The organism is Paraburkholderia sp. GV068 (assembly GCF_003058125.1).
Taxonomy (GTDB): domain Bacteria; phylum Pseudomonadota; class Gammaproteobacteria; order Burkholderiales; family Burkholderiaceae; genus Paraburkholderia; species Paraburkholderia graminis.
The window spans coordinates 218,797-241,101 of the sequence record NZ_QBUB01000003.1 but is presented as its reverse complement, the minus strand read 5'-3'; the positions used below and the strand labels follow the sequence as shown (position 1 = coordinate 241,101).

Genomic DNA, 22,305 nt, shown 5'->3' with positions numbered 1-22,305 from the left:
AATATGCATAGCCATGCCAGTCGTGAGATTGCAGCCAGCACGAAGCGGTGTCTCGTCTTGGGGGGAGGAGGCTTTATCGGATCGCACTTGACGCGCGCGTTGCTCGAGCACGGTTATTACGTTCGCTGTTTCGAGCGTCCGCACACGGGCGCGCGCTGCGCACAGGCGATTGAGCATCCGAATTTCGAGCTTTTCCAGGGCGATTTCGTTAATCCGCTGGATCTTGCATGTGCGCTCGAAGGTGTCGACGTCTGCTTTCATCTCGTGTCGACCACGTTGCCGAAATCCTCGAATGCCGACCCTGCGTTCGATGTTGAAACCAACCTGCTCGGCACCGTTCGTCTGCTCACGCAAGCGGTCAAGTCGGGCGTGACCAAAGTGATTTTCGTGTCTTCCGGCGGGACCGTCTATGGCGTGCCGCAAGCGGTGCCCGTCCCCGAAACGCACCCGACGAATCCCGTGTGTTCGTACGGGATAGCCAAACTCGCAATCGAAAAATACCTCGCTTTGTTCCATCAGCAACACGGCCTGGATTACGCGGTATTGCGATTGGCCAATCCTTTTGGCGAAGGTCAGCGCGCGGAGTCGGGGCAAGGGGCCGTCGCCGTCTTCCTCGGCCGTATTCTTCGGGGCGAAACACTCGAAGTGTGGGGCGACGGTTCTGTCATCCGCGATTACATCTACATTGAAGACGTCGTGACTGCGCTGCTGCTCTCGATCGACCTGAAAGGCAGCGAACGCCTGTTCAACATCGGATCGGGTCGGGGACACAGTATCAACGAGGTGCTCGATGTGCTCGAGCGCACGGTGGGCCAGCCTGCTATTCGACGCTATCGGCCGGGCCGGTCGTTCGACGTACCGGCGAGCGTGCTCTGCATCGAAAGTGCGCGCCGTTCGCTCGGCTGGTCACCGAAAGTCGATTTCGAGGAAGGCGTTGAACGCTTCGCCGCCTGGATGAAGCGCGAATTGGCGGCGCAGTCGTTGCTGGCAATCGGAGGATATTCTGGCTAGCAGCGCAAGCGGCGACGGGGCATTGAAGCCGGTGTCCGGCGTGGCCGGCTCCGCCCAGGGCGTCGCGACGACCATTGCGATCATCGGCGGCGGATTCAGTGGCGCGCTGACGGCAGTCGGCCTGCTGCGCAGCGCGCGGGCGAGCACGCTTCGCGTCGTCCTGATCGACAACGGACCGGGTTTTGGGCGGGGGCTCGCTTATCGCACTGCACACCCCGAGCTTCTGCTGAACGTGCCGGCCGGCAACATGAGCGCGTTCCCCGATCGGCCTGGAGACTTCGTCGAATACCTGGAGCGTCTCGATGCGCGGTTGAACGCCGGATCGTTCGTGCCGCGCACGGTATATGGCGACTATCTGGAACACACGCTCGCGCAAGCAGAGCGAATGTGTCCCGATGTCCTTACGCGATACCGGGGGCAAGCTGTCGCTTTGCACCTGGAGCAAGAGCCCCGGCGGTATCGGATCGAATTCGAAGACGGGCAGATCCTGCACGCGCAGCGGGTCGTGCTTGCAACGGGGCACTTCGCACCGGATGTGCCGCAGTGCTTCTCCAGCGACGTCGCGCACAGAATCTTGCAGCCTTGGGACTTCGATGCAATCGACGCGTTAAATCCGGCAGCGCCCGTTGCTGTCATGGGCATGGGGCACACCGGCATCGACACTTTGCTGCGCCTTGTGCGGCTCAGCCCCGAGCGCAAGGTGTTCATGTTCTCGCGCCGAGGTCTCGTGCCTCACACGCACCGTCCGAACCCCAGGTTGCCGGTCAAGGTCGGATACCCGGAGCGGTTCGCATCATTACCTCCCACCATCAGGGCTTACGCAAAATCGCTGCGCGACTGCGTCGCTCAACGCGTCGCTCGCGGAGAGGATTGGCGAGACGCGCTGAACGAGTTGCGCCCGCACACATCGACGCTATGGCGCAGTCTCCCGCCTGCGGAGCGCGCGCGCTTCCTCCGCACGCTTTTGCCCTATTGGGACATCCATCGGCATAGACTTGCGCCGGTTATCGGTCAGCGCCTCCAGTATCTGCTGAAGGCCGGGCACGTTGAACGTATCGCCGGAGCGGTTCGCAACGCGCATGAAGAGGACGGCATGCTTCATGTCGCGCTGGGCACGCGCCCGTTCGGAGCGATCCGGCCGCTGACGGTCAGCGCCGTGATCAATTGCACCGGGCCGAACTACGACCTCGCGAAGGTGGGTTCGCCTTTGCTGAGGCAGCTCTTTCATGCGCGCCAGATTCGTCGCGACAAGCTCCGCTTGGGGCTCGATGTCGACGATCGATACCGCGTGATCGATGCGAACGGTCACCCGGCTGACAATCTCTTCTACGTCGGTCCCATGCTTCGGGCCATGTATTGGGAGGCGATTGCCGTGCCCGAATTGCGGCAACACGCGGCAGCACTGGCCGATCAGCTCCTGCAGGATCTGACTTCCGCGGTGCGCAGCGGAATCTGACCGGGGCTGCCGTCCGCTCTCTATTTGCCGCGCCGCGCTCCGTCACGAGCTGACGGCTTCTCGCGCTGCCTTGGCGCCTGCCTGGTAATGAGATAATTGCAGGCCCGCCGATCACGAACGTAAAGCCGACTTGCCGGAACCGGCAAGCTTGAGCAAACTTTTGTTCGGCCAAACAACGGCATTTCGACCGACGTGCCCGCCACAAGACACGCAGTTACAACTCATGAAAGCTACAGCAGAGCCGCATTCCGGACTGGAAGGACTGTCCGTGTCGGTGGTGGTCTATCGCCCGGATATAGAACAACTGAACGCCACGCTTGCCGGCCTCGCGACGGCGAGCGAGAGCTTGCGCGCCGGCCGGCCGGGCGTGCCGGTCAGCCTGTACCTGGTGGACAACGGCGGCCTGCCTGACATGCGGGCCACGCTCACTGAACTGGAACGGCACGGAGTTTCGACGACCGTCATTTCCGGACATGGCAACGTGGGCTACGGCCGCGGCCACAACCTCGCGATCGAACGCAGCGCGAACCGCTATCACCTTGTGCTGAACCCCGACATCGATCTGGCGCCCGACGCATTGTGCAAAGCCTTCGATTTCTTCGACGCCCATGCGCAGGCCGGACTTATCACACCCTGGATAGGCGATGAGCACGGCCATCAACTATTCCTTTGCCGTCGATACCCCACGCTCCTGGATCTATTCGCGCGTGGTTTTCTGCCTGGTCGGTTGCGGCGATGGTTCGCGCGGCGCCTCGCACGGTATGAGATGCGCGACATGATCAACGCCCAGGACGTCGTTTGGGACCCGCCGATCGTCAGCGGCTGCTTCATGATGTTTCGCACGAGCGTATTGAAGCAACTGGCGGGCTTCGACGCTCGATACTTCCTTTATTTCGAGGACTACGATCTAAGCCTTCGCGCCCACGACGTCACGCGGGTCGTCTACGCGCCCTCGGTCCGGGTTCTGCACCACGGCGGCGGCGCGGCGAACAAAGGCTTCGCTCATATCCGCATGTTCATGGCTTCCGCCTACAAGTTCTTCAATCGCTTCGGATGGAAGTGGCTATGAGTCACATACTCGTTACTGGAGCCAACGGGTTTGTCGGTCGCGCGCTGTGCCGCGCCTTGTGCGGCGCGGGGCACACGGTCACCGGTCTGGTCCGGCGCGGCGGGGGCGTCGAGCCGGGTGTCAGCGAGTGGATCGAGCCGAGCGCGGACTTCGCGGCGCTCGAAGCGCAATGGCCGGCGGCGCTCGCTGCCGATTGCGTCGTCCACCTGGCGGCGCGCGTGCATGTCATGCACGAAGTTTCGGAAGATCCTGAGGCCGCTTTCCATGCGACGAATGTCGACGGCACGCTGCGCGTCGCGCGCGCAGCGCGGCGACATGGCGCACGGCGTTTCGTCTTTGTCAGCAGTATCAAGGCGATCGCGGAAGCCGACAACGGCCGTCCGCTGACTGAAGACGATGTGCCGGCTCCCGAAGACGCTTACGGCCGCTCGAAACTGGCCGCCGAGCAGGCGCTGGTTCGTTACGGTCGCGAGTCGGGGCTTGAGGTGGTGATCGTGCGTCCGCCGCTCGTCTATGGGCCCGAGGTGCGCGCCAACTTCCTGCGTCTGATGGACGGCATATGGCGCGGGATGCCATTGCCGCTCGGGGCCGTGCGCGGACGACGCAGTCTCGTCTATGTCGAAAATCTCGCCGATGCGCTGATGCGCTCTGCAATCGATCCACGCGCCGCGGGGCAATGCTTCCATGTCGCGGACACCGACGCGCCGACCGTGGCCGAATTGTGCCGCGCGCTGGGCCGTCATTTGCAGAAGCCGGCGCGCCTCGTTCCGATACCTGAGAGCCTCCTGCGTCTTGCAGGCCGGCTGACAGGCCGCTCCGCGCAAATAGACCGGCTCGTCGGCGCATTGCAGGTGGACACCACGCGGATTCGAACCGTGCTGGACTGGCACGCTCCGCATTCCACAGACGAAGGGCTGGCCGCGACCGCCCGCTGGTATCGCCGCACACGAGGAGGCAGCGAGTGCTGAGATACCTTGCCTCGTTACCGGGCTGGTCGGCTGCGGTCCTGATTGGGCTGGGAGCCGCTTGCGCTTGCGCCGCGATCCTTTGGACGTTGCTGCGAACCGGACTTGCCTGGCGTCTCGCCACGGACGTCCCCAATGACCGTTCGCTTCACCACGCGCCCACGCCGCGAGTCGGCGGCTGGGGCATTGTTCCCGTCAGCGTGGCGGCGATGTTGCTGTTAGCGCCGGGGCTCTGGTGCGCGGCCTTGGGCACGGCGTTTCTCGCGGCTGTTTCACAGATCGACGACCGCCGCGGTCTGCCCGCGCGGGTCCGCTTCGCGGCTCACCTGGTGGCTGTCGTCGGCCTGGTCGCGGCGTTCCCGGCCAGCGTACCCTGGTGGGCGCTGGCAGTCCTGGCCTTCCTGATGTTGTGGCTGGTCAACCTCTACAATTTCATGGACGGCGCGGACGGGCTCGCGGGCGGAATGGCCCTGTTCGGCTTCGCCGGCTATGCCGTCGCCGCTCTGCTCAGCGAGCGTCCCTTGCCGGAACTGGCGTGGTCGTCCGTCGCGGTGTCCGGTACTGCTCTGGGTTTCCTCGTTTTCAACTTTCACCCGGCGCGCATTTTTCTCGGCGACGCAGGATCGATATCGCTGGGCTTTCTCGCCGGGGCCTTCGGTTATTGGGGCTGGCGCGGCGGCGTCTGGCCGGTCTGGTTCCCGGTGATGGTATTCGCGCCTTTCATCGCCGACGCGTCGGTCACGCTCGCTCGCCGCCTGCTGCGCGGAGAAAAATTTTGGGAAGCGCACCGCGAGCACTACTATCAGCGTATGGTGCGTAGTGGGATTGGGCACGCGAGGACAGCCCTCGTATGGTATGCGCTCATGGCCACTGGCATAACGCTTGCTATAATTGCCCTTGGCCGCGCTACCGCTTTTCAGTGGTGTATCGTCGCCGCCTGGGTGATTGTTCTCTTTCTGGCAGGCGTGGTCATCGACATGCGCTGGCGTCATTTCCAATCAACACGGTCAGACAAGTAAGGGATGCCGCTGATGTTACGAAACAAGGCCGCTTGGCTGTCTTTCAGCGCTTTCCTGTTCGATCTTTCCGCAGTTGCCGGATCGTGGCTTATCGCGTATCTCCTTCGCTTTAACGGCTCGATTCCCTACGACTTCCGCGTCGGCGCTCTGCGGTCGCTGCTTTGGGTTCTGCCGGTCTACGGCATGATGTTCCGCATCTTCGGCCTGTATCGCGGCATGTGGGTGTTCGCGAGCCTGCCCGACCTCGTTCGGATTTCGAAAGCCGTGATCGCGGGCGCGCTTGTCGCGATGGTTGTTTCGGTACTGGTGCAGCCCTCGCCGATCGTGCCGCGTTCGGTGCTCGTCGTCTCGCCGCTCTTCCTGTTCCTCGCCATGGGCGGATCGCGGGCGCTTTACCGTGCGACCAAAGAGTTCTACCTGTACGGCGGCCTCGTCGCCCAAGGCAAGCCCGTGGTCGTGCTCGGCGCCGGCAACGCGGGCGCGAGCCTCGCCCGTGAGTTGTCGCGCTCGAGCGAATGGCGTCTCGTTGGACTGCTCGACGACGACGTTTCCAAGCACGGTCGCGAAATCTACGGCTACAAGGTGCTCGGGCCGATCAGCGAATTGCCGCGCATGGCCGAGGAGTTGAAAACCGAGTACGCGATCATCGCCATTCCTTCGGCGTCGGTCGACGTCCAACGCCGCGTCGCAACGCTTTGCGTGCGAGCCGGCGTGCGCGCGCTCGTGTTGCCGGCGTTGACGGCAGTCACGCAAGGCCAGGCCTTCCTGTCGCGCGTCCGCCAGATCGATCTCGAAGACCTGCTTGGCCGCGACCCGGTCATGATCGACACCGACGACGTCGAGGCATTGCTGAAGAACCGCGTCGTCATGGTGACGGGCGCGGGCGGCTCGATCGGCTCCGAACTGTGCCGGCAGATTCTGCGCTTCGGCCCGGTGCAACTGGTCGCGTTCGACGTCTCGGAGTTCTCCATCTATCGGCTGAACGAGGAGCTTTGCGACAAGTATCCGAAGGTGTCGGTGGTGCCGATCATCGGCGACGTGAAGGACTCGCTGCTGCTCGATCAGGTGATGGCGCGCTACAGCCCGCATATCGTTTTCCACGCTGCGGCCTACAAGCATGTCCCGCTGATGGAAGAGGTCAACGCGTGGCAGGCCGTGCGCAACAACGTGCTCGGCACCTATCGCGTGGCGCGTGCGGCGATCCGTCACGACGTCGCGCGCTTCGTGCTGATTTCCACCGACAAGGCCGTCAATCCGACCAACGTGATGGGCGCGAGCAAGCGCCTCGCGGAGATGGTGTGCTCGTCGCTGCAACAGCAGGGCGCGCGGCGCACGCAGTTCGAGACCGTGCGCTTTGGCAATGTGCTCGGCAGCGCGGGCAGCGTGATCCCGAAGTTCCAGGAGCAGATTGCGCGCGGCGGTCCGGTCACGGTCACGCATCCTGAAATCACGCGTTTTTTCATGACGATTCCCGAGGCGTCGCAGCTTGTGTTACAGGCGTCGAGCATGGGGCGCGGCGGCGAGATTTTCATTCTCGACATGGGCAAGCCGGTGCGCATCGCCGATCTTGCGCATGATCTGATCCGGCTTTATGGCTTCACCGACGAGCAGATTCGCGTGGTGTTCACGGGCCTGCGTCCGGGCGAAAAGCTCTACGAAGAACTGCTTGCCGACGACGAAACCACGACGCGCACGCCGCATCCGAAGCTGCGCATCGCGCGGGCGCGTGAAGTGCCGGACAGCCTGATCGACAACCTGCTGCCGTGGCTGATGCAGCACCGCGTTCCGACCGACGACGAAGTGCGCCGCGATCTGCGCCGCTGGGTCGCGGAATATCAGCCGGCGACGTCGACTGCATTGCGTAGTGTGCCGGTGGCGATCACGCGAGGGTCGTGACGTTCCCGATTGGCGGTGCGGCAGGAGATGAGAAAAGGCGCCTTCATGCAGCGCCTTTTTCGTTTTATCGCCTCGTCTTCCTCACCACCATCCACCGCGGCGACTTGAACCGCACGATGCTCACATAGAGCCACACATAAGTCGCCGCGAACACCACCACGAAGCAGAACAGATGCAGCGTATGCCGCCAGAACAGCGTAGCCGGCACCACTGCAATCAGACACAGCAGCCACAAATAAGGCGACGTCAGCGAATTGCGCCGCGTAAGTTCGCGCGCGGTTCGCGTGCCGACTGCCCAGCGCATCAGCCGCTTATACACGAGCATATGCAGATGCACGCCATCGGGAATGCCGGGCGACATGCCGCGAATAAACTTCTTCCGGTAAATCGAGAAGCACGTCTCGAAGATCGGATACATGAAGAGCAGCACCGGATACCACGCTGACACATCGCGATTGCGCATCACCAGCATGATCGACAGTTCGGCGAGCATGAAGCCGATGAAATACGCGCCGCCGTCGCCGAGAAAAATCAGACCCGCCGGGAAGTTCCAGATGAAGAAGCCGAGCACCGCGCCCATCATCATGAACGATGCCGACAGCACGATCGGGTCGTGCACCTGGAACGCCACGTAGGCGAGCGACGCGAACATCATGAACGCGACCATCGAAGCCAGGCCGTTGAAGCCGTCGATGATATTGATCGCGTTCGCCAGCGCCGCGACCGCGAGCACCGTCACCGCGCACGAGATCACCGCATACGAGAGCAGAAAGTCGAGCGGCGGCACGCTGATGCGCGTCACCGCGATGTCCAGCAGAAAGTACGCGAGCGCGGCGGCGGCCATCGTGCAGATTAGACGCGCGAGCGGCGACACGCGCTTGGTCAGGTCTTCGACGAGACCCGAGCCGAAGGCCGGCATGCCGCACGCAATGAGTCCGAGGATGCCGCCCGACACGGCAGGGTACGCGCCGTGCAATTGCACCGCCGACGCGATCAGCCCGAGCAGAATGCCCGTTCCGCCGATGCGCGGCACCGGACGCACATGGAATTTCTGCACGCCGGCGAGATCGGTGTCCGTCGAAAATTTTTCATGCAGATGCGCATAGCGCACGATCAACAGCGTGATCAGCAGTGAAACGAGAAAGCCGAGCGCAAAACTAAGCATGAAAGTGGGCCTGAGCGAAGACGCCGAATTATACAAACGAAACCTTGCGCGCCCGGAAAAGCGCCGGGCTCGCCCATGCCGCCGACTATCCCAGATAGTGAGGCGAGAATGGCCCGGAAAGCCGCGCCAGTCATGGATTTCACCTATTTAGCAAGGCGTGCCGCGAGCCGTTAAGACTGGATGCGGCGAAGTGCGGAGAACGCGGGGTAATACGCACTCGTCGCGGATCGACAAGACCGTTCCGGAGAATCCATGCTAAACAACATCACAATTCGTGGCGGCCTGACGCTGGTCATCAGCGTATTCGTTGCCTTTCTGCTGACGGTGATCGGCGTCGGCTATGGCGCGCTGAAGCTCGCCAACAGCAGCCTCGCCGATACGCAGCGCAGCGCGTCGGCGCTCTCGCATCTGAAGGCAAGCTCGGAGAAGCTCCTGCAAGTGCAACTGGCGCTGGGCTCGTATCAAACGCTCTTTAGCATCGGCAAGCAGACCGACGATCTGCTGCCCGCCGCGCACAAGGTGCTGGTCGAGTCCAACAACGACTTCCGCAATTACATGGCCGGCCCGTTTGCGAGCGACGCCGAGCAGAAGCTCGCGCAGAACGTCGAACAGGCGCGCGGCGCGCTCGTCGATAAGGCGATCGAGCTCGAGTTCAAGGCGCTCACCGACTTCGACTTCAACACGTTCCGCAACATTCAGGGCGAGACGGCGAACGCGTTTTACGCCACGTATTCGAAGGCCATCGACGCACTCGAACACGCGCAGATCGAGAATCAGCATCGCCAGGCCGCGACCGCCGAGCAACGCTTCCAGATGGCGACGCTGCTGTTCGCCGCGATCGGCGCGCTCGCCATCGCGGTCGGCGTGGCGGCGCGCATCGCGTTGTCGGCGGCGCTGATCAAGCCGGTCAACGCGACCGTCAAGCACTTCGAGCGCATGGCCGCAGGCGATCTGACGGTGGCGATCAAGAGCCAGTCGCGCAATGAAATGGGCCAGTTGCTGAGCGCGTTGACGAAGATGCGCGACGGTCTCGTCGAAACGGTCTCGCAAGTGCGCGGCAGCACCACGGCCATCACGCAGGGCGCAAACGAAATCGCGTCGGGCAACACCGATCTGTCGGCGCGCACCGAGCAGCAGGCCGCGGCGCTTCAGCAGACGGCGGCCAGCATGGAGCAGCTTTCCGCGACGGTGAAGCAGAACGCGGACAACGCGAAGCAGGCCAACCGGCTGGCGCATGGCGCGCTCGATACCGTCACGCGCGGCGGCAAGGTCGTGTCGCGCGTGACCGAAACGATGGACGGCATTACGGAGTCGTCGCGCAAGGTGACGGAGATCATCGGCATGATCGAGGGCATTGCCTTTCAGACCAATATTCTCGCGCTGAACGCGGCCGTCGAAGCGGCGCGCGCCGGCGAGCAGGGGCGCGGATTTGCAGTCGTGGCGTCGGAAGTGCGCAGCCTCGCGCAGCGCTCGGGCGCGGCGGCCAAGGAGATCAAGGAGCTGATCGGCGATTCGGCGGCGCAGGTGGAGCAGGGCGCATCGCTCGTCGCCGAGGCAAGCCGCACGATGCACGAGGCGATGCAGTCGGTGGAGCGCGTGACCGGCATCATGGGCGAGATCGAGGCGGCTGCGCTCGAGCAGAGCGACGGCATCGAGCAGGTCAACAAGGCCGTCTCGCAGATCGACGAGGTCACGCAGCACAATGCGGCGCTCGTCGAGGAGGCCGCGGCGGCGGCGAAATCGCTGGAAGAACAGGCGGCCGTTTTGCGCGACGCGGTGGCGGTGTTTCGCGTGGATGGCGCTCAGTCGGCCGGAGCCGCGGATGGCCGCTCGCTGTCGCGTGCCGACACGCGCCGTCCCGTATTGCCGGCGCGCGACGCTTCGCCGCTGCAAGTGGCTTGACGTCGAATGTCGAATGGTGGGCGGGCTTCCGAAGGCCCGCCCCGCGCGCGGCTTCTGAAGCCAGCTCAAAGAAAACTAAAGATAAGCCTCAGCCAGCCTGACGACCACCGGCCCGGCGAGCAGCAGCCAGACCGTCGCGCAGATCAACAGCGACAACGTGACCGCCGCGCTGCCGCAATCCTTGGCCCGTTTTGAAAGCTCGTGCCGCTCCAGCGAAATGCGGTCGATTGCCGCTTCGATACTCGAATTCAGCAACTCGACCAGCAGCACCAGCAGCAGCGACGAAATCAGCAGCACGCGTTCGACCGGCGTGACGGGCAGCAGCAACGCAAACGGCATCAACACCGCGGCGAGCGCGGTTTCCTGACGGAATGCGCTTTCCTCACGCAGGGTCGTAAGGAATCCGTCATAAGAGTGCCGCAGCGCGAACAGCCCGCGCAAGATTCCGCTGCGTTTGGGAGCGACGGGAGACGGCGGCGGATCGTTCGGGCGGCGCATCGATCGGTTCATTCTGGACATCCGCAGAAGCATGCCACACGGGCCTCTGTCTGTGTGGCCGCCGGGTGTTCGCGCTGCTACTGTCTCGCGCACGCGACATCGTGCGGCATCATTTTGAGATTTGCGCTCCAGTTTTCGGCTGCCGTGACGTAAAGCAGTGTGACCTTACCTTCTGTTGTCTTATTATTGCCCCTTCCTTCTATCCCATCAGCATCCCGGCCAGGGAATTGGCTTTGCCACAGCATTGCCAGCAATTGTGCTGCGGGGGCGCGAGAGTCTGATCAGTTCATGAAGCCTGCTGTCTCGTTCTGTGTGTCACTGGTGGCCGGCGCATGCGCGCTCGCAGCGGCTATCTATCCGTCGATGTCGGTGGCCGCGCGTGGCGGCGAAGCGCCGGCGCGCACAACGGTTGCGCCCGCAACCGACGCGTCCTCGGTTTCCGCTGCTGCGTCGGCTGCTTCCGCTGGAATCGCCGGCAAGCTCGCTGCCGCGCCGCTGGCATCTGCGTCTTCTGCCGCCGTGGGCGGATCGTCCGCCGCAACGAACGCGGGCGCGCTGCGTTTGCCATTCTCCATGCTCGGCGCCTATCAGACGTTGGCGCTGCGCGGTCTCGACGACACGCGCACGGTCAACGTCGGGGTGCGGCTCGACCGTGTGGTGACGGCCGCGACGCTGCGCCTGCGCTACACGTATTCGCCGTCGCTCGTGTTTCCGATGTCGCACATCAAGGTGTCGGTGAACGCCGAGTCGGTCGCCACGGTGCCGCTCGAGCGCGAACAGGCGGGGCAGGCCGTCACGCGCGACATCGTGCTCGACCCGCGCTTTTTCACCGACTACAACCAGCTCAACCTGAACCTGATCGCGCACTACACGCTCGATCACTGCGAAGACCCGCAAAACTCCGCGCTGTGGGCCGACATCAGCCCGACGAGCGAACTGATTCTGCAAACGTCGGCGGTCCGTCTGCCGAACGATCTGGCGCTGCTGCCCGCGCCGTTCTTCGACCGCCGCGACGTGTCGCGCCTGCGTTTGCCGTTCCTGTTGCCCGCCAATCCCGACAACGAGACGGTGCGCAGCGCCGGCGTCCTGGCGTCCTGGTTCGGCATGCTGGCCGATTACCGTCAGGCGCGCTTTCCGGTGGTGTCGGGGCTTCCCGCTGACAGCCACGGCGTCGTGATCGGCGTCGCGTCTTCGTTGCCTGCGCAACTGAAGCTGCCCGCGCCGGCCGGCCCGACCTTGATGGTCGTCGACAACCCGGCCGCGCAGGACAAGAAGCTGCTCGTCGTCACAGGCCGCGACGCGGCCGAAGTCGAGCGCGCCGTCGATGCACTCGTGCTCGGCCGTGCCGCGTTGTCCGGCCCGGCGACGACGGTCGCGCATATCGACATCGGCGAGCCGCGCAAGCCTTACGACGCGCCGCGCTGGGTGCCGGTCGACCGTCCCGTCACGTTCAAGGAACTCGTCGACGACCCCGCGCAGCTGCAGGTCAGCGGCAGCAATCCCGATGCGATCCGCGTGAATCTGCGCGTGCCCGCGGACCTGTTTTCGTGGAGCGGCACGGGCGTTCCGCTCGACCTGCATTACCGCTACACCGCGCCGACGGTGGTCAATAATTCCGCGCTGGCCGTCAACATCAACGATCAGCTCGTCAAGTCGCTCCGTCTGCCGAAAGCGAGCGCCGAGGACGGGCAAGGGCGCATGCAGTTGCCGGTGCTCTCGGACCAGCCGAGCCACTCGACCAACTCGATCGACATTCCGGCGTTTCGCGTCGGCAGTTCGAACCAGTTGCAATTGCGCTTTAACCTCGATTCGCAAAAGACCGGCCTGTGCCAGGGCGTCGCGGCGAATCCGGTGCAGGCCGCAGTCGACCCCGATTCGACGATCGACTTCTCGCATTTCGTGCACTACGCGCAGATGCCGAACCTTGCGTTCTTCGCCAACAGCGGCTTTCCGTTCACGCGCTATGCCGATCTTTCGCAGACGGCGGTGGTGATTCCGCCGCATGCGGGCGCCGAGGAACTCGAAGCATTCCTGACGATGATGGGCCACATGGGCCAGTGGACCGGCTACCCATCGTTGCGCGTGCAAGTGATTCGACCCGCGGCGGTTGCGTCGCTCGCGCAAACGAAAGACATGCTGTTCGTCGGCGGCTCGCCCGGCGTGCTTGCGCAAACGCCGTGGCAAGCGGCGCTGCCGCTCACGCTCGGCGCGCTGCAAGGCGCGGCCGGCGGCGCGGGCGGCTCAGGCGCACCGAGTGGCACCGTGCGCGCGTCGTTCTCGGTCAAGGAGCACTGGCGTAACGGCGCGCCCGTCGCCGGCGGCAGCGCGCAGCTCGAGCAGGACGGCGCGCTCGCCGCGCTGTTCGGCTTCCAGCAGCCGGGCACCAAGGGGCGCAGCGTGGTCGTCATGCAGGCGACGAGCCCGGCGCATCTGACCGACATGCTCGATGTGTTCGAACGCGGCGACAGCGTGTCGCGGCTGCAAGGCGATCTCGCGCTGGTCCGCGACGGACAGATCGACAGCCTGCGCGTCGGCGACACTTATCTGGTCGGCTACGTGCCGTGGTACGCGCGCATCTGGAGCAGCGCGATCAGGCATCCGGTCGTGCTCGGCTTGCTGGGCGCGTTGGGCGGTCTGCTGCTGGCGATCGGCGCCTTTGTCGCACTCCAGGAGCTTGCGGCGCGCCGCCGGGGTCTCTGATGGTGAAGCGCACAGTTCAGGTTCGCGCGAACAGCGTGCAGTCGCTGTCTGTCGGCGTTGCGCGCGTGGCATGGGCACGTCCCGCGCGTCGCGTTGCGTCGGGTGTGTGCGGCGCGGTGCTGGCGTGGCTTGCCGCGGGCGTGGCGCTGGCGCCGGCGAGTGTTGCGGCCGCGGCTTCGGGTGCTTCTTCGGCTGCTAATTCGGCCGCTTCTTCCGCTGCTGCTTCGGCTGGTACTTCGGCTACTTCTTCCGCTGCTACGTCGGCGGCCGGCGCGACCGGCACCGCCGCCTGTCCCGCCCAGGCTTTCCGCGCCTTCGACAACGCCGGCGGCGCGCAATCCACCGCACTCGCCGTTTCCGCCGATTGGCCCGCGTGGGAACAGTTCAGGCGCAAGTTCGTCTCGCCGGACGGCCGCGTGATCGACGTCGGTTCCGACGACGACCGCACGGTCTCCGAAGGCCAATCGTACGGACTGTTCTTTGCGCTCGTCGCCAACGACCGTGCGTCGTTCGACCGTCTGTTGCACTGGACCGAGAACAATCTGGCCGAGGGCGATCTCACGGCTCATCTGCCCGCCTGGCTGTGGGGGCGAGGGCAGGACGGCAAATGGGGCGTGCTCGACAGCAACGCGGCGTCCGACGCCGACTTGTGGATCGCCTATGCGCTGCTCGAAGCGGGGCGTGTCTGGAACGAGCGCAGCTACACGGCGCGCGGCGCGGCGCTTGCCAGGCGCGTGCTCGACGAGGAGACCGCGCGCGTGCCGACGCTCGGCCTCACGCTGTTGCCGGGGCCGACGGGTTTTCATCCCGAGGCCGATTTGTGGCGCGTCAATCCGAGCTACGCGCCGGTTCAGGTGCTGCGCGGCCTCGGTAGCGCGCTGGCTTCCGATCGGCGCTGGCAGGCGCTTGTCGATTCGTCGGCGCGCATGCTTGTCGGCTCGGCGCCGCAGGGTTTTTCGCCCGACTGGTCGCTCTATCGCGCGGGCAAGGGCTTTTTGCCCGATCCCGCGACGCATGCCGAGAGCGCGTACAACGCGATTCGCGTGTACTTGTGGATCGGCATGCTGAACGGCAACGATCCGTTGAAAAGCCGCCTGCTCAATCATTTCACGCCGTTCGCGCGCTATGTCGCGGAACACGGAGCGCCGCCCGAGCGCATCGATACGACGGACGCCAAACCCGGAGCGAACGACGGCAACGCGGGCTTTTCGGCTGCGGCGATTCCGTTCCTGATCGCGCGCGGCGAGACGTCGATTGCCGACCGGCAGTCCGCGCGGGTCGACCAGCTCGATGCGCAGACCGCGCCCGGCTATTACACGAGCGTGCTGACGCTGTTCGGCCTCGGCTGGCGCGATGGCCGCTATCGCTTTGCGGCCGATGGGTCGCTCGACTTGCCCTGGAGTTCTGTTTGCCGTCCCGCGAAACGCTAACCGTCGCTGTTCGCGCGCGCTCGCGAATTGCGCGCGCGCTGTGGCTGGCCGGTCTCACGTGCGGCATGCCGCCGCTCGCGCATGCGGTTGCCGCGCAGGAGGCGGCAGCGCAGGCTTCCGGTTCCGCGTCGACGGCGCCGGCGGCGCCGGCCGAGCCGGCACAAGCACGCGCCGCGCGGTCAGCGGGCAAGGGCACGCGCAATGGCGGCGCGGCAGCGGCCAGCGCAACCGTCGCAGCCAGCACGAGTGCCGCAGCCAGCATGAGTGCCGAGGTCAGCAAGAGCGGCGCAGCCCACGCCCACACCAGCGCCGATTCCAGCGCCCGCGCCGCAGCGCACGCCAGCGCCAGAGCCGTAGCCAGCGCCGCGGCCAGCGGTAACGCCGCAACCAGCATCACCACCACCGCCACCCCAAGCACCGCAAACCCCACCCCCGCCGCCTCAGCCGCCGATTCCGCCAACATCTCCCGGCTGTACGCAACCGCGCGGCTGTGGAGCGCCAAGCGTCGCGACGACCTCGCCAAGCAGGCAATCGACAAAGCGTTGCTCGTCGCTCCGCAATCGCCTGTCCTGCTCGCCGAACTGGTGAGCATCAATTTGCGCCTCGGACAGGCGCAGGCCGCCCAGGCGGCGTTGACGAAGCTGCACCAGGCCGCGCCCGGCAGCAAACTCGCGCAACAGTCGGACGACGAATTCCGCGTGGCCACGAGCGGCCGTGGCGAGCTCGCCACGATCCGCCTGCTCGCGCGCAGCGGTCAGTCCGAAGAAGCCGCGCGGCGCCTCGAGGCGCTGTTCCCGCACGGCGCGCCGTCCGGGCCGCTCGGCGCGGAGTACTACAGCATCGTCGCCGGCACGCCGGAGGGCCGGGTGCGCGCGGTCGCCGCGTTGCGCGCGCGGCTCGCCGCCGATCCCGCCGACGCGCAAGCCGCGATGGCGCTCGCCGGCCTGCTCAATCGCAGCAGCGACACGCGGCCCGAGGCCGAGCGCATCGCCCGTTCGCTGGCCACCCGCAACGATGTGGACCACGGCGTGGCGATGGACCTGTGGCATCGCGTGCTGCAGTCGGCGGGGCCCGACCCGGCCTATGTGCAGGGCTTGAGCGCCTACGTCGCGCTCGCGCCGGACGACACCGAGTTCCACGACCGCCTCGCCGTGGTCAAAGACAAAGTCGAGGCCCAACGCCGGCTCGAAAGCAATCCCGATTACATCGCGCAGAAGCGCGGCCTCGCGCTGCTCTCGCGCAACGATCTGGCCGCTGCCGATCCGCTGCTGACGCGCGCCGCGCAGGCGCGATCCGATGACGCCGAGGCGGTCGGCGGCCTCGGTCTGCTGCGCATGCGCGAGGGCCGCCAGGACGAGGCGCAAAAGCTCTTTCAGCGCGCCGCGCAACTCGCGCCCGACAATCGCGCGAAGTGGACCGGCCTCGCCCGGACCGCGCAGTTCTGGGCCACGCTCACGCGCGCGCGGCAAGCCGCGGCGGCCGGCCGGCCGGACGAAGCCGCGCGGTTGGCGCGCGAGGCGCTCGCCATGAACGTATCGAATACCGACGCCAAGCTGGTGCTCGCCGACTCGCTGCTTGCGCAAAAAGATTGGGCGAACGCCGAGCCTTTGCTGAAAGAATTGCTGAGCGCCCGCGATCCGAGCCTCGCGACGGTGCGCAGCACCGCGACGCTGTTCGACAACACCGGCCGCGACGAACGCATCGGGCCGCTGCTGGATGCCGTGCAAAACCGCTTCCGCGCGCAGGCGGATCGCGCAGAACTCGCGCAGATTCGCGCGGACAATCTGGTGGCGCAAGCCGAGCGGCTGTCGCAGCAGGGCCTGCGCGCGCAGGCAATCGACCGTTACGAAGCGGCGCTGCGCGCAGCACCGGATTCGCCGTGGACGCGTTTCGCGCTCGCTCGCATCTATCGCGATCTCGGCCTGCCGCAACTCGGCCGCACGGTGATGGACGAAGGGCTCAAGGTTTCCGACTCGCCGGAAATGCATTACGCCGCCGCGCTCTACCGCAATTCCACGGACGACCTGGCCGGCGCGCGCGCGTTGCTCGCGAGCGTACCGGCCGCGAACCAGACCGATGCGATGCGCGCGTTCAGCCGCAATCTGGATGCGCAACAGGCGCTCGTCACGGCGCGCGCCGCGTATGCCGCGGGCGACGCGCAGGCGGGCAAAGCCGCGCTCGATCGAGCCGCGGCGCTCGGCGCCGACGACGCGAACCTGACCGCGTCGGTGGGCTCGCTCGAAATCGACATGGGCCAGCCGGATCGCGGTCTCGCGCGCCTTGCCGACTGGATGAAGGCGCACCCGCAACAGACCGACGACGACGTCAGGCTGCGCTACGGCGATCTGCTCGGCTCCGCGCATCGCGACGACGAACTCGACGCGTGGCTGCGCGACCTGCGCAACGACGCCGCGTTGACCGCGGCACAGCGCGCGCGGCTGCAGGACCAGTCGGTGCGGCTTGCGCTGCGCCGTGCGGACGCCGCGATCGACGCCGGCGACTACCGGCGCGCGGCGGCGGTTCTCGCGGCCGTCGACGAAGAAGGCCAGCGCGATCCGCGCTACACGCTCGAGGTCGCCGATCTGCAGCGCGCGCAGGGCCAATTCGCCGGCGCCCGCGCGACGCTCGAAAAACTGCTCGCCGAGCATCCCGACGATCCCGATGCGCAGCTTGCGTTGGCCCGCGTGCTTCAGGAAAGCGGCAAGCGTCGCGAGGCGCTCGATCTCGTGCACGGCGTTGTCGAGCAAAGCGCGCCCGACGACATCGATACGCGGCTCTCGGCGGCGCGCCGGCTGGCCGCGTTGCGCCGGCCGTATGAAGCACAGACGCTGACCGACGAACTGGCGAGCGCGTTTCCCGACCGTTACGACGTGACTGCGCAGCGGGGGCGTATCAGCGAGGATCTCGGCCGCTACGACGACGCGGCGGCGCTGTATCGCAAGTCCGAGGTGCAGGAGCGCAGCGCCGGCGTGAGCCCCGGCCCGAACGGCACGCCTGCGCAAGTGGCGTTGAGCGATCTCGAGCAGCGCCGCGATCCGTCGATTGAAGCAGCGTGGTATCCGGCCTACAAGTCCGGCGACGAGGGCATCTCGAACTATCACGCGCAGCAGGTGCCGGTCTATGCGCAGTTGCCGGTCGGTTACGACGGACATGTGTTCGCGCATGTCGACGTCGTCAATCTCGATGCTGGCACGCTAAGCAGCTCCGATTCGAGTCTGCTCGACACGCTCGGCACGCACGCGGCGCTGACGGACAGCAGCACCGCCGCGGTGGCGAGCTTCCATCAGCATGCGACCGGTGCGGGCGGCGGCATCGGCTACCGGTCGGACAATCTGCGGTTCGATCTCGGCACGACGCCGATCGGCTTCCCGGTGCATTACCTCGTGGGCGGCGTGCGCTACCGCATGGCCGGCGACGACAGCAGCTTCACCGTCAATCTGTCGCGGCGGCCGCAAACCAGCAGTGAACTGTCGTACGCGGGGCTTCGCGATCCGTGGACGGGCGCGGTCTGGGGCGGCGTGCGCCGCGACGGGCTGGATGTGCATTCTTCCGTCGACGTCGGCCGCGTGAACCTGTTCGCCGACGTCGGCGCCGGGATGTTCACCGGCCGCAATGTCGCTTCCAATACCGGCGTCACGCTGCGCACGGGAGCGACCGTGCCGGTCTTCGAGCGCGCCGACATGAAGGTCAGCACCGGCGTGGTCGGCAATGCATGGCACTATGCGAACAATCTGCGGTTCTACACTTTCGGCCAGGGCGGCTATTACAGCCCGCAGCGCTATCTGTCGCTCGGTTTCCCGGTCGAATGGCAGGGCCGCCGCGGCGCGTGGCGCTGGGATCTGACGGCGACGGTCGGCGTGTCGAACTCGTATGAGCGCAGTTCGCCGTTCTATCCGAACGGTCTGCCGGCGTCGGCGGCCCTGAACCCGGCGGCGCTGAACAACAGCAACAACGTGTATGGGGCCAGCTCGACGCGCGGCGTGTCGTTCCTTTACGGCCTGACCGGCGTCGTCGAACACCGTTTCAGTCCGCATCTGGTGGCAGGGCTGCTGTTCGACATCGACCGCTCGCACGATTACGCACCGAGCTCCGCGATGGTCTATGTGCGCTACAACCTGGATGCTCGCAAGCCGGATACGAGCCTGTCGCCGACGCCGACGCGTCTGTATTCGAGCTATTGAGGAGGCACGGCATGCGACCCGCAACGTCAGATCCACGACATCCCGGCCAACGGCCGGGCAACGCGGCTTCGTCGGTGTCGACGCTGCGCGCGCTCGGCGCCGGCTTCAGGCGCCTGGTTGCGCCGAACAAGGCGGCCGACCGGCTCGCGCTCGACGGCCTGCCCGAAAGCTGGGCGACACTGGCGCCCGGCAGCGTGTACCTCGTGTACGGCATCGCGGGCACGCCGGCAGCCGACGCGCTGCTGTTCGAAAGCGCCCGCGACTGCGCCGCGCGCTCTGTCACGCTTGTGCTGTCCGCCACACGCGACGCGCCGCTCGCGCGCTTGCACGCGAAAGGCGGCGGCGATCTGCCGGCGCGCCTGAACGTCGTGACGCTAAGACCGCGCGAGTCCGCGAGCGACGCCGCCGCGGGCGGCGCGCAGACGGATGCCGCGGCACGGCCGCTGGCGCGTCTCTACGGCGCGCTGCGCGCGCTCAAGCCGTTTGGCTTCAGGCGCGGCAGCGTTTTCTTCGTCGAAGGCGCGGAGCATTGGTTTAGTTGGGACCGTCCCGACGATCTCGCCTACGAAGGCCGCGTGCTCGCCGACTGGTGCGAGACCCGCAACATCACGCTCGTGCTGCTGGCCGGGCGAGCGGCGGCGTCCACGAACGACCTCGCGCTCGATTCCGAGGCGATCGAAGAGCAGCTCGAACAGGAGGCGCGCGATCCCGAGCGCGACGCGTTCCACACCAGTTGCCAGGGCGTCGCGCGATTGCAGCCGACTCACGGCGAACTGTTGTGGCATGTCGATTTCTGGCGCAGCCGCGCGGCGCTCGCCGCGGGCGAAGTGCGTGCGCTGCGCTTCACGAACGCCGGCCGCCTGATGGTCGCGCCCGAGGAAACAGAAGCCTGCCGCCGTGCCGACGCACGCATCGCACGCGACGAAATGCGCGTGATCGCGACGCGCAAAGCCGTCGGCGATGAACCGTGGGTGCCAGCGGAGTGGGAGATCGTCGACGGTTTGCAGGCGGCGCTCAAGGTGAGCCTTGGCGCGCGCGCGGCGAGCGTCGTGCTCGACTACAGCGGCGGCGATCAACTCGAGACGCTGTGCGAGACCATCCACACGCTGCGCCGGACGTGCGGGCGCGCGCTAAAGATCGTGCTGGTCGAACGCGGCCAGGTGCTGCGTCATCAGTTCGAGTTGCTCGTGCTGAATCTCGGCGCGAACCTCGTGATCGGACGCGACGTGCCGTTTTCGCGGATGCAGTCGCTGATGCAGTCGTTAAGAGGGCAGCTCAACGCGCGCCCGGTCGCCGCCGATTACCGCGCCGCGCTCGCCGCTGCGCTGAGCGATGCCGTCTGCGGCTATTTGCCCGTGGCGCGTTTCGCGGATCACGTGAGCAATGTGCTCGGGCGTGGCTTGTCGTTGAACCTGCCGCATGTGCTGGTCAAGCTGCTGCTGAAGCCGGAAGTCGCGCATGCGGACGCGCTGCGGCAGTGTCGGCCCGTGCGCAATGGCGACGTGTTCACCGCCGACGGCGCATACCTCTATGTGTTCCTGTTCGCCTGCCGGCTGGCTGATGCACAGGGATCGCTGGCGCGCATTTTTCAGGTGCCGGTCGAGTCGCTGGCGCAAAGCAGGCAACTGATCGCCGGCGAGCAGTTGTTGCCGGAGATCGAGCGGCTGCGCATCGAGGAGCGCCGCGTGCCGAATGTCGACTTTAGCGATCTGTTTGGTGCTGTGGCTGTTGCTGTTGCGCAGGATGCATCGCAACGCCCGGTGGAAACCCCGACAGAAAGCCGGCAAGAAACCGCGGCAGAAGCCACGACACCGGGCGTGACTGAACACATCGCGCAAGCCCCGTCTGCCAGCGCCGTCAACTCACACAGCCTGCCTTCCGACGAAGCCGACCACGCGCCGCAACCCGCCGCCGCCACCGAACACGCCGCCGCGCAACTCCCACGCCGCCGCCGCGCCGAGCCGGCCGCCATGCCACTGCGCAAGCAGGAGGCCCTATGACATTGTTTTTCCTCATCTGCTTCGGCATCGGCATGATCGGCGGGATTCCGCTGTGGATCGTCTGGCAGCACTTTCGCCGACGTTCCGGCATGCGCGCCACGCGCCGCTTCGATCCCCGGCATGAAGTCCCGTTCGACGCCGCCGCGCTCGTGCTGAAGGGCCGTCTCGTGCCGCAAGCCGTTGCCGCGCCGGCCGCTGAAGAAGAACGCGCGACTGGAGCGTCGTCCGTCCAATGAAAACCATCGCGATTCTTTCCACGGCGGGCGGCGCCGGACGAACCACGCTAACCGCGGCGCTCGCGGTGCTGCTCGCGCGCCGCGGCCGCCCCGTCGTCGCCGTCGATTTCGATCCGCAAAACCTGCTTGGTCCGCACCTCGGGCTCGACGAGTTGCCCGCCGACGGAATCGGCGCGGCCATCGCGAGCGGCGCGCCCTGGCACGCGCATACATGGCGCAATGACGACGGCGTGCTGTTCGTCCCGCACGGCGACGTGCCGCTTTCGAGCCTCGTGTCGATCAGCCAACTGCTCGCCGACGAACCCGCGTGGCTCGCGACCTCGCTCGCGGGCATCGACCTGCCCGCGCAAGGCGTCGTGCTGATCGACACGCCGCGTTATCCGTCGGTGCATGCGGCGCAGGCGCTCTACTGCGCGGATCTGATCGTCTGCGTGACACCGCCCGAGCCCGGTCCGCTCGCGACGCTCGCACGCCATCTGCCGCAATTGCGGCCGGCGCGCAATGAGTCGCTCTTCGTGCTGAACCGCCTGAATCCGGCGCGCGAGATGCAGCGCGACGCGCTCTCCATGCTGTCGGCCGCGCTCGGTCCCGGCGCCGCGCCGGTCATCCGTCTGCATGCCGACGCCGCGCTGCCCGAAGCATTCGCGCGCGGTTCATGGCTTTTCGACGATGCGCCGTATTCGCAGACCTCGCACGACCTGCAAGGACTGGCAAGCGCGGTCGACGAATGGCTCGCGCCGCTCGCCGAGCCATCGCGGGATTCGGAGCCTCGTTGAC

Annotated in this window: 15 protein-coding genes; 13 read left to right on the top strand and 2 right to left on the bottom strand. The window is 66.2% G+C overall.

The window, feature by feature from the left end; translation table 11 throughout:
- The first annotated feature begins 3 nt into the window (after nt 1–3).
- From C8K18_RS08715 to C8K18_RS08690, 6 genes are all read left to right on the top strand, one after another.
- Nucleotides 4–1,011 carry an NAD-dependent epimerase/dehydratase family protein gene (locus tag C8K18_RS08715; RefSeq protein ID WP_053857632.1) on the top strand — a complete coding sequence of 336 codons (1,008 nt, stop codon included), beginning with the start codon at nt 4–6 and terminating at the stop codon, nt 1,009–1,011.
- Between the two features lie 31 nt (nt 1,012–1,042).
- Nucleotides 1,043–2,467, top strand: coding sequence for an FAD/NAD(P)-binding protein (locus C8K18_RS08710; protein ID WP_258196094.1), 1,425 nt, complete (start codon nt 1,043–1,045; stop codon nt 2,465–2,467).
- A gap of 223 nt (nt 2,468–2,690) precedes the next feature.
- The gene (locus C8K18_RS08705) at nt 2,691–3,536 is read left to right on the top strand and encodes a glycosyltransferase family 2 protein (protein WP_107707236.1); all 846 of its coding nucleotides are present in this window, start codon (nt 2,691–2,693) and stop codon (nt 3,534–3,536) included.
- Nucleotides 3,533–4,504 (top strand): SDR family oxidoreductase, encoded by a 972-nt coding sequence (locus C8K18_RS08700; protein ID WP_107707235.1) that lies wholly within the window; start codon nt 3,533–3,535, stop codon nt 4,502–4,504. The genes C8K18_RS08705 and C8K18_RS08700 overlap by 4 nt, the downstream gene beginning before the upstream one ends.
- The gene (locus C8K18_RS08695; protein ID WP_107707234.1) at nt 4,498–5,520 is read left to right on the top strand and encodes a glycosyltransferase family 4 protein; all 1,023 of its coding nucleotides are present in this window, start codon (nt 4,498–4,500) and stop codon (nt 5,518–5,520) included. Before C8K18_RS08700 ends, C8K18_RS08695 begins: the two co-directional genes overlap by 7 nt.
- Nucleotides 5,521–5,532: 12 nt before the next feature.
- Nucleotides 5,533–7,416 (top strand): nucleoside-diphosphate sugar epimerase/dehydratase, encoded by a 1,884-nt coding sequence (locus C8K18_RS08690; protein WP_053858966.1) that lies wholly within the window; start codon nt 5,533–5,535, stop codon nt 7,414–7,416.
- Between the two features lie 64 nt (nt 7,417–7,480).
- Here C8K18_RS08690 and C8K18_RS08685 read toward each other — a convergent pair whose 3' ends face one another.
- Nucleotides 7,481–8,581 carry a glycosyltransferase gene (locus C8K18_RS08685; RefSeq protein ID WP_107707233.1) on the bottom strand — a complete coding sequence of 367 codons (1,101 nt, stop codon included), beginning with the start codon at nt 8,579–8,581 and terminating at the stop codon, nt 7,481–7,483.
- Between the two features lie 252 nt (nt 8,582–8,833).
- On the opposite strand from C8K18_RS08685, the gene C8K18_RS08680 reads away from it, so the two are divergent.
- A complete protein-coding gene (locus C8K18_RS08680; RefSeq protein ID WP_006048614.1) occupies nt 8,834–10,483 on the top strand; it encodes a methyl-accepting chemotaxis protein in 1,650 nt (549 codons plus the stop codon).
- 75 nt (nt 10,484–10,558) lie between these two features.
- Here the strand turns inward: C8K18_RS08680 and C8K18_RS08675 are convergent, their stop codons facing one another.
- Nucleotides 10,559–10,993, bottom strand: a complete 435-nt coding sequence (locus C8K18_RS08675; RefSeq protein ID WP_374709762.1) for a diacylglycerol kinase — start codon at nt 10,991–10,993, stop codon at nt 10,559–10,561.
- Between the two features lie 276 nt (nt 10,994–11,269).
- On the opposite strand from C8K18_RS08675, the gene bcsB reads away from it, so the two are divergent.
- Genes bcsB through bcsQ form a run of 6 tightly spaced genes read left to right on the top strand, consistent with a single transcriptional unit; the run spans nt 11,270 to nt 22,304 of the window.
- Nucleotides 11,270–13,681, top strand: coding sequence for a cellulose biosynthesis cyclic di-GMP-binding regulatory protein BcsB (gene bcsB / locus C8K18_RS08670; protein WP_107707232.1), 2,412 nt, complete (start codon nt 11,270–11,272; stop codon nt 13,679–13,681).
- Nucleotides 13,681–15,111, top strand: coding sequence for a cellulose synthase complex periplasmic endoglucanase BcsZ (bcsZ, locus tag C8K18_RS08665; protein WP_107707231.1), 1,431 nt, complete (start codon nt 13,681–13,683; stop codon nt 15,109–15,111). Before bcsB ends, bcsZ begins: the two co-directional genes overlap by 1 nt.
- Nucleotides 15,090–19,292, top strand: coding sequence for a cellulose synthase subunit BcsC-related outer membrane protein (locus C8K18_RS08660; RefSeq protein WP_107707230.1), 4,203 nt, complete (start codon nt 15,090–15,092; stop codon nt 19,290–19,292). The genes bcsZ and C8K18_RS08660 overlap by 22 nt, the downstream gene beginning before the upstream one ends.
- 11 nt (nt 19,293–19,303) lie before the next feature.
- Nucleotides 19,304–21,292: a cellulose biosynthesis protein BcsE gene (gene bcsE, locus C8K18_RS08655; RefSeq protein WP_107707229.1), complete on the top strand. Its 1,989-nt coding sequence runs from the start codon at nt 19,304–19,306 to the stop codon at nt 21,290–21,292.
- The gene (locus C8K18_RS08650; RefSeq protein WP_035570544.1) at nt 21,289–21,528 is read left to right on the top strand and encodes a hypothetical protein; all 240 of its coding nucleotides are present in this window, start codon (nt 21,289–21,291) and stop codon (nt 21,526–21,528) included. Before bcsE ends, C8K18_RS08650 begins: the two co-directional genes overlap by 4 nt.
- Nucleotides 21,525–22,304: a cellulose biosynthesis protein BcsQ gene (bcsQ, locus tag C8K18_RS08645; protein WP_107707228.1), complete on the top strand. Its 780-nt coding sequence runs from the start codon at nt 21,525–21,527 to the stop codon at nt 22,302–22,304. The genes C8K18_RS08650 and bcsQ overlap by 4 nt, the downstream gene beginning before the upstream one ends.
- The last annotated feature ends 1 nt before the right edge of the window (nt 22,305 follow it).

Bases quoted from the DNA above. Each gene is read 5' to 3' on its own strand.
- C8K18_RS08715 (WP_053857632.1), top strand. From the start codon at position 4: ATGCATAGCCATGCCAGTCGTGAGATTGCAGCCAGCACGAAGCGGTGT.
- C8K18_RS08705 (WP_107707236.1), top strand. From the start codon at position 2,691: ATGAAAGCTACAGCAGAGCCGCATTCCGGACTGGAAGGACTGTCCGTG.
- C8K18_RS08700 (WP_107707235.1), top strand. From the start codon at position 3,533: ATGAGTCACATACTCGTTACTGGAGCCAACGGGTTTGTCGGTCGCGCG.
- C8K18_RS08690 (WP_053858966.1), top strand. From the start codon at position 5,533: ATGTTACGAAACAAGGCCGCTTGGCTGTCTTTCAGCGCTTTCCTGTTC.
- C8K18_RS08685 (WP_107707233.1), bottom strand. From the start codon at position 8,581: ATGCTTAGTTTTGCGCTCGGCTTTCTCGTTTCACTGCTGATCACGCTG.
- C8K18_RS08680 (WP_006048614.1), top strand. From the start codon at position 8,834: ATGCTAAACAACATCACAATTCGTGGCGGCCTGACGCTGGTCATCAGC.
- C8K18_RS08675 (WP_374709762.1), bottom strand. From the start codon at position 10,993: ATGAACCGATCGATGCGCCGCCCGAACGATCCGCCGCCGTCTCCCGTC.
- bcsB (WP_107707232.1), top strand. From the start codon at position 11,270: ATGAAGCCTGCTGTCTCGTTCTGTGTGTCACTGGTGGCCGGCGCATGC.
- bcsZ (WP_107707231.1), top strand. From the start codon at position 13,681: ATGGTGAAGCGCACAGTTCAGGTTCGCGCGAACAGCGTGCAGTCGCTG.
- bcsE (WP_107707229.1), top strand. From the start codon at position 19,304: ATGCGACCCGCAACGTCAGATCCACGACATCCCGGCCAACGGCCGGGC.
- C8K18_RS08650 (WP_035570544.1), top strand. From the start codon at position 21,289: ATGACATTGTTTTTCCTCATCTGCTTCGGCATCGGCATGATCGGCGGG.
- bcsQ (WP_107707228.1), top strand. From the start codon at position 21,525: ATGAAAACCATCGCGATTCTTTCCACGGCGGGCGGCGCCGGACGAACC.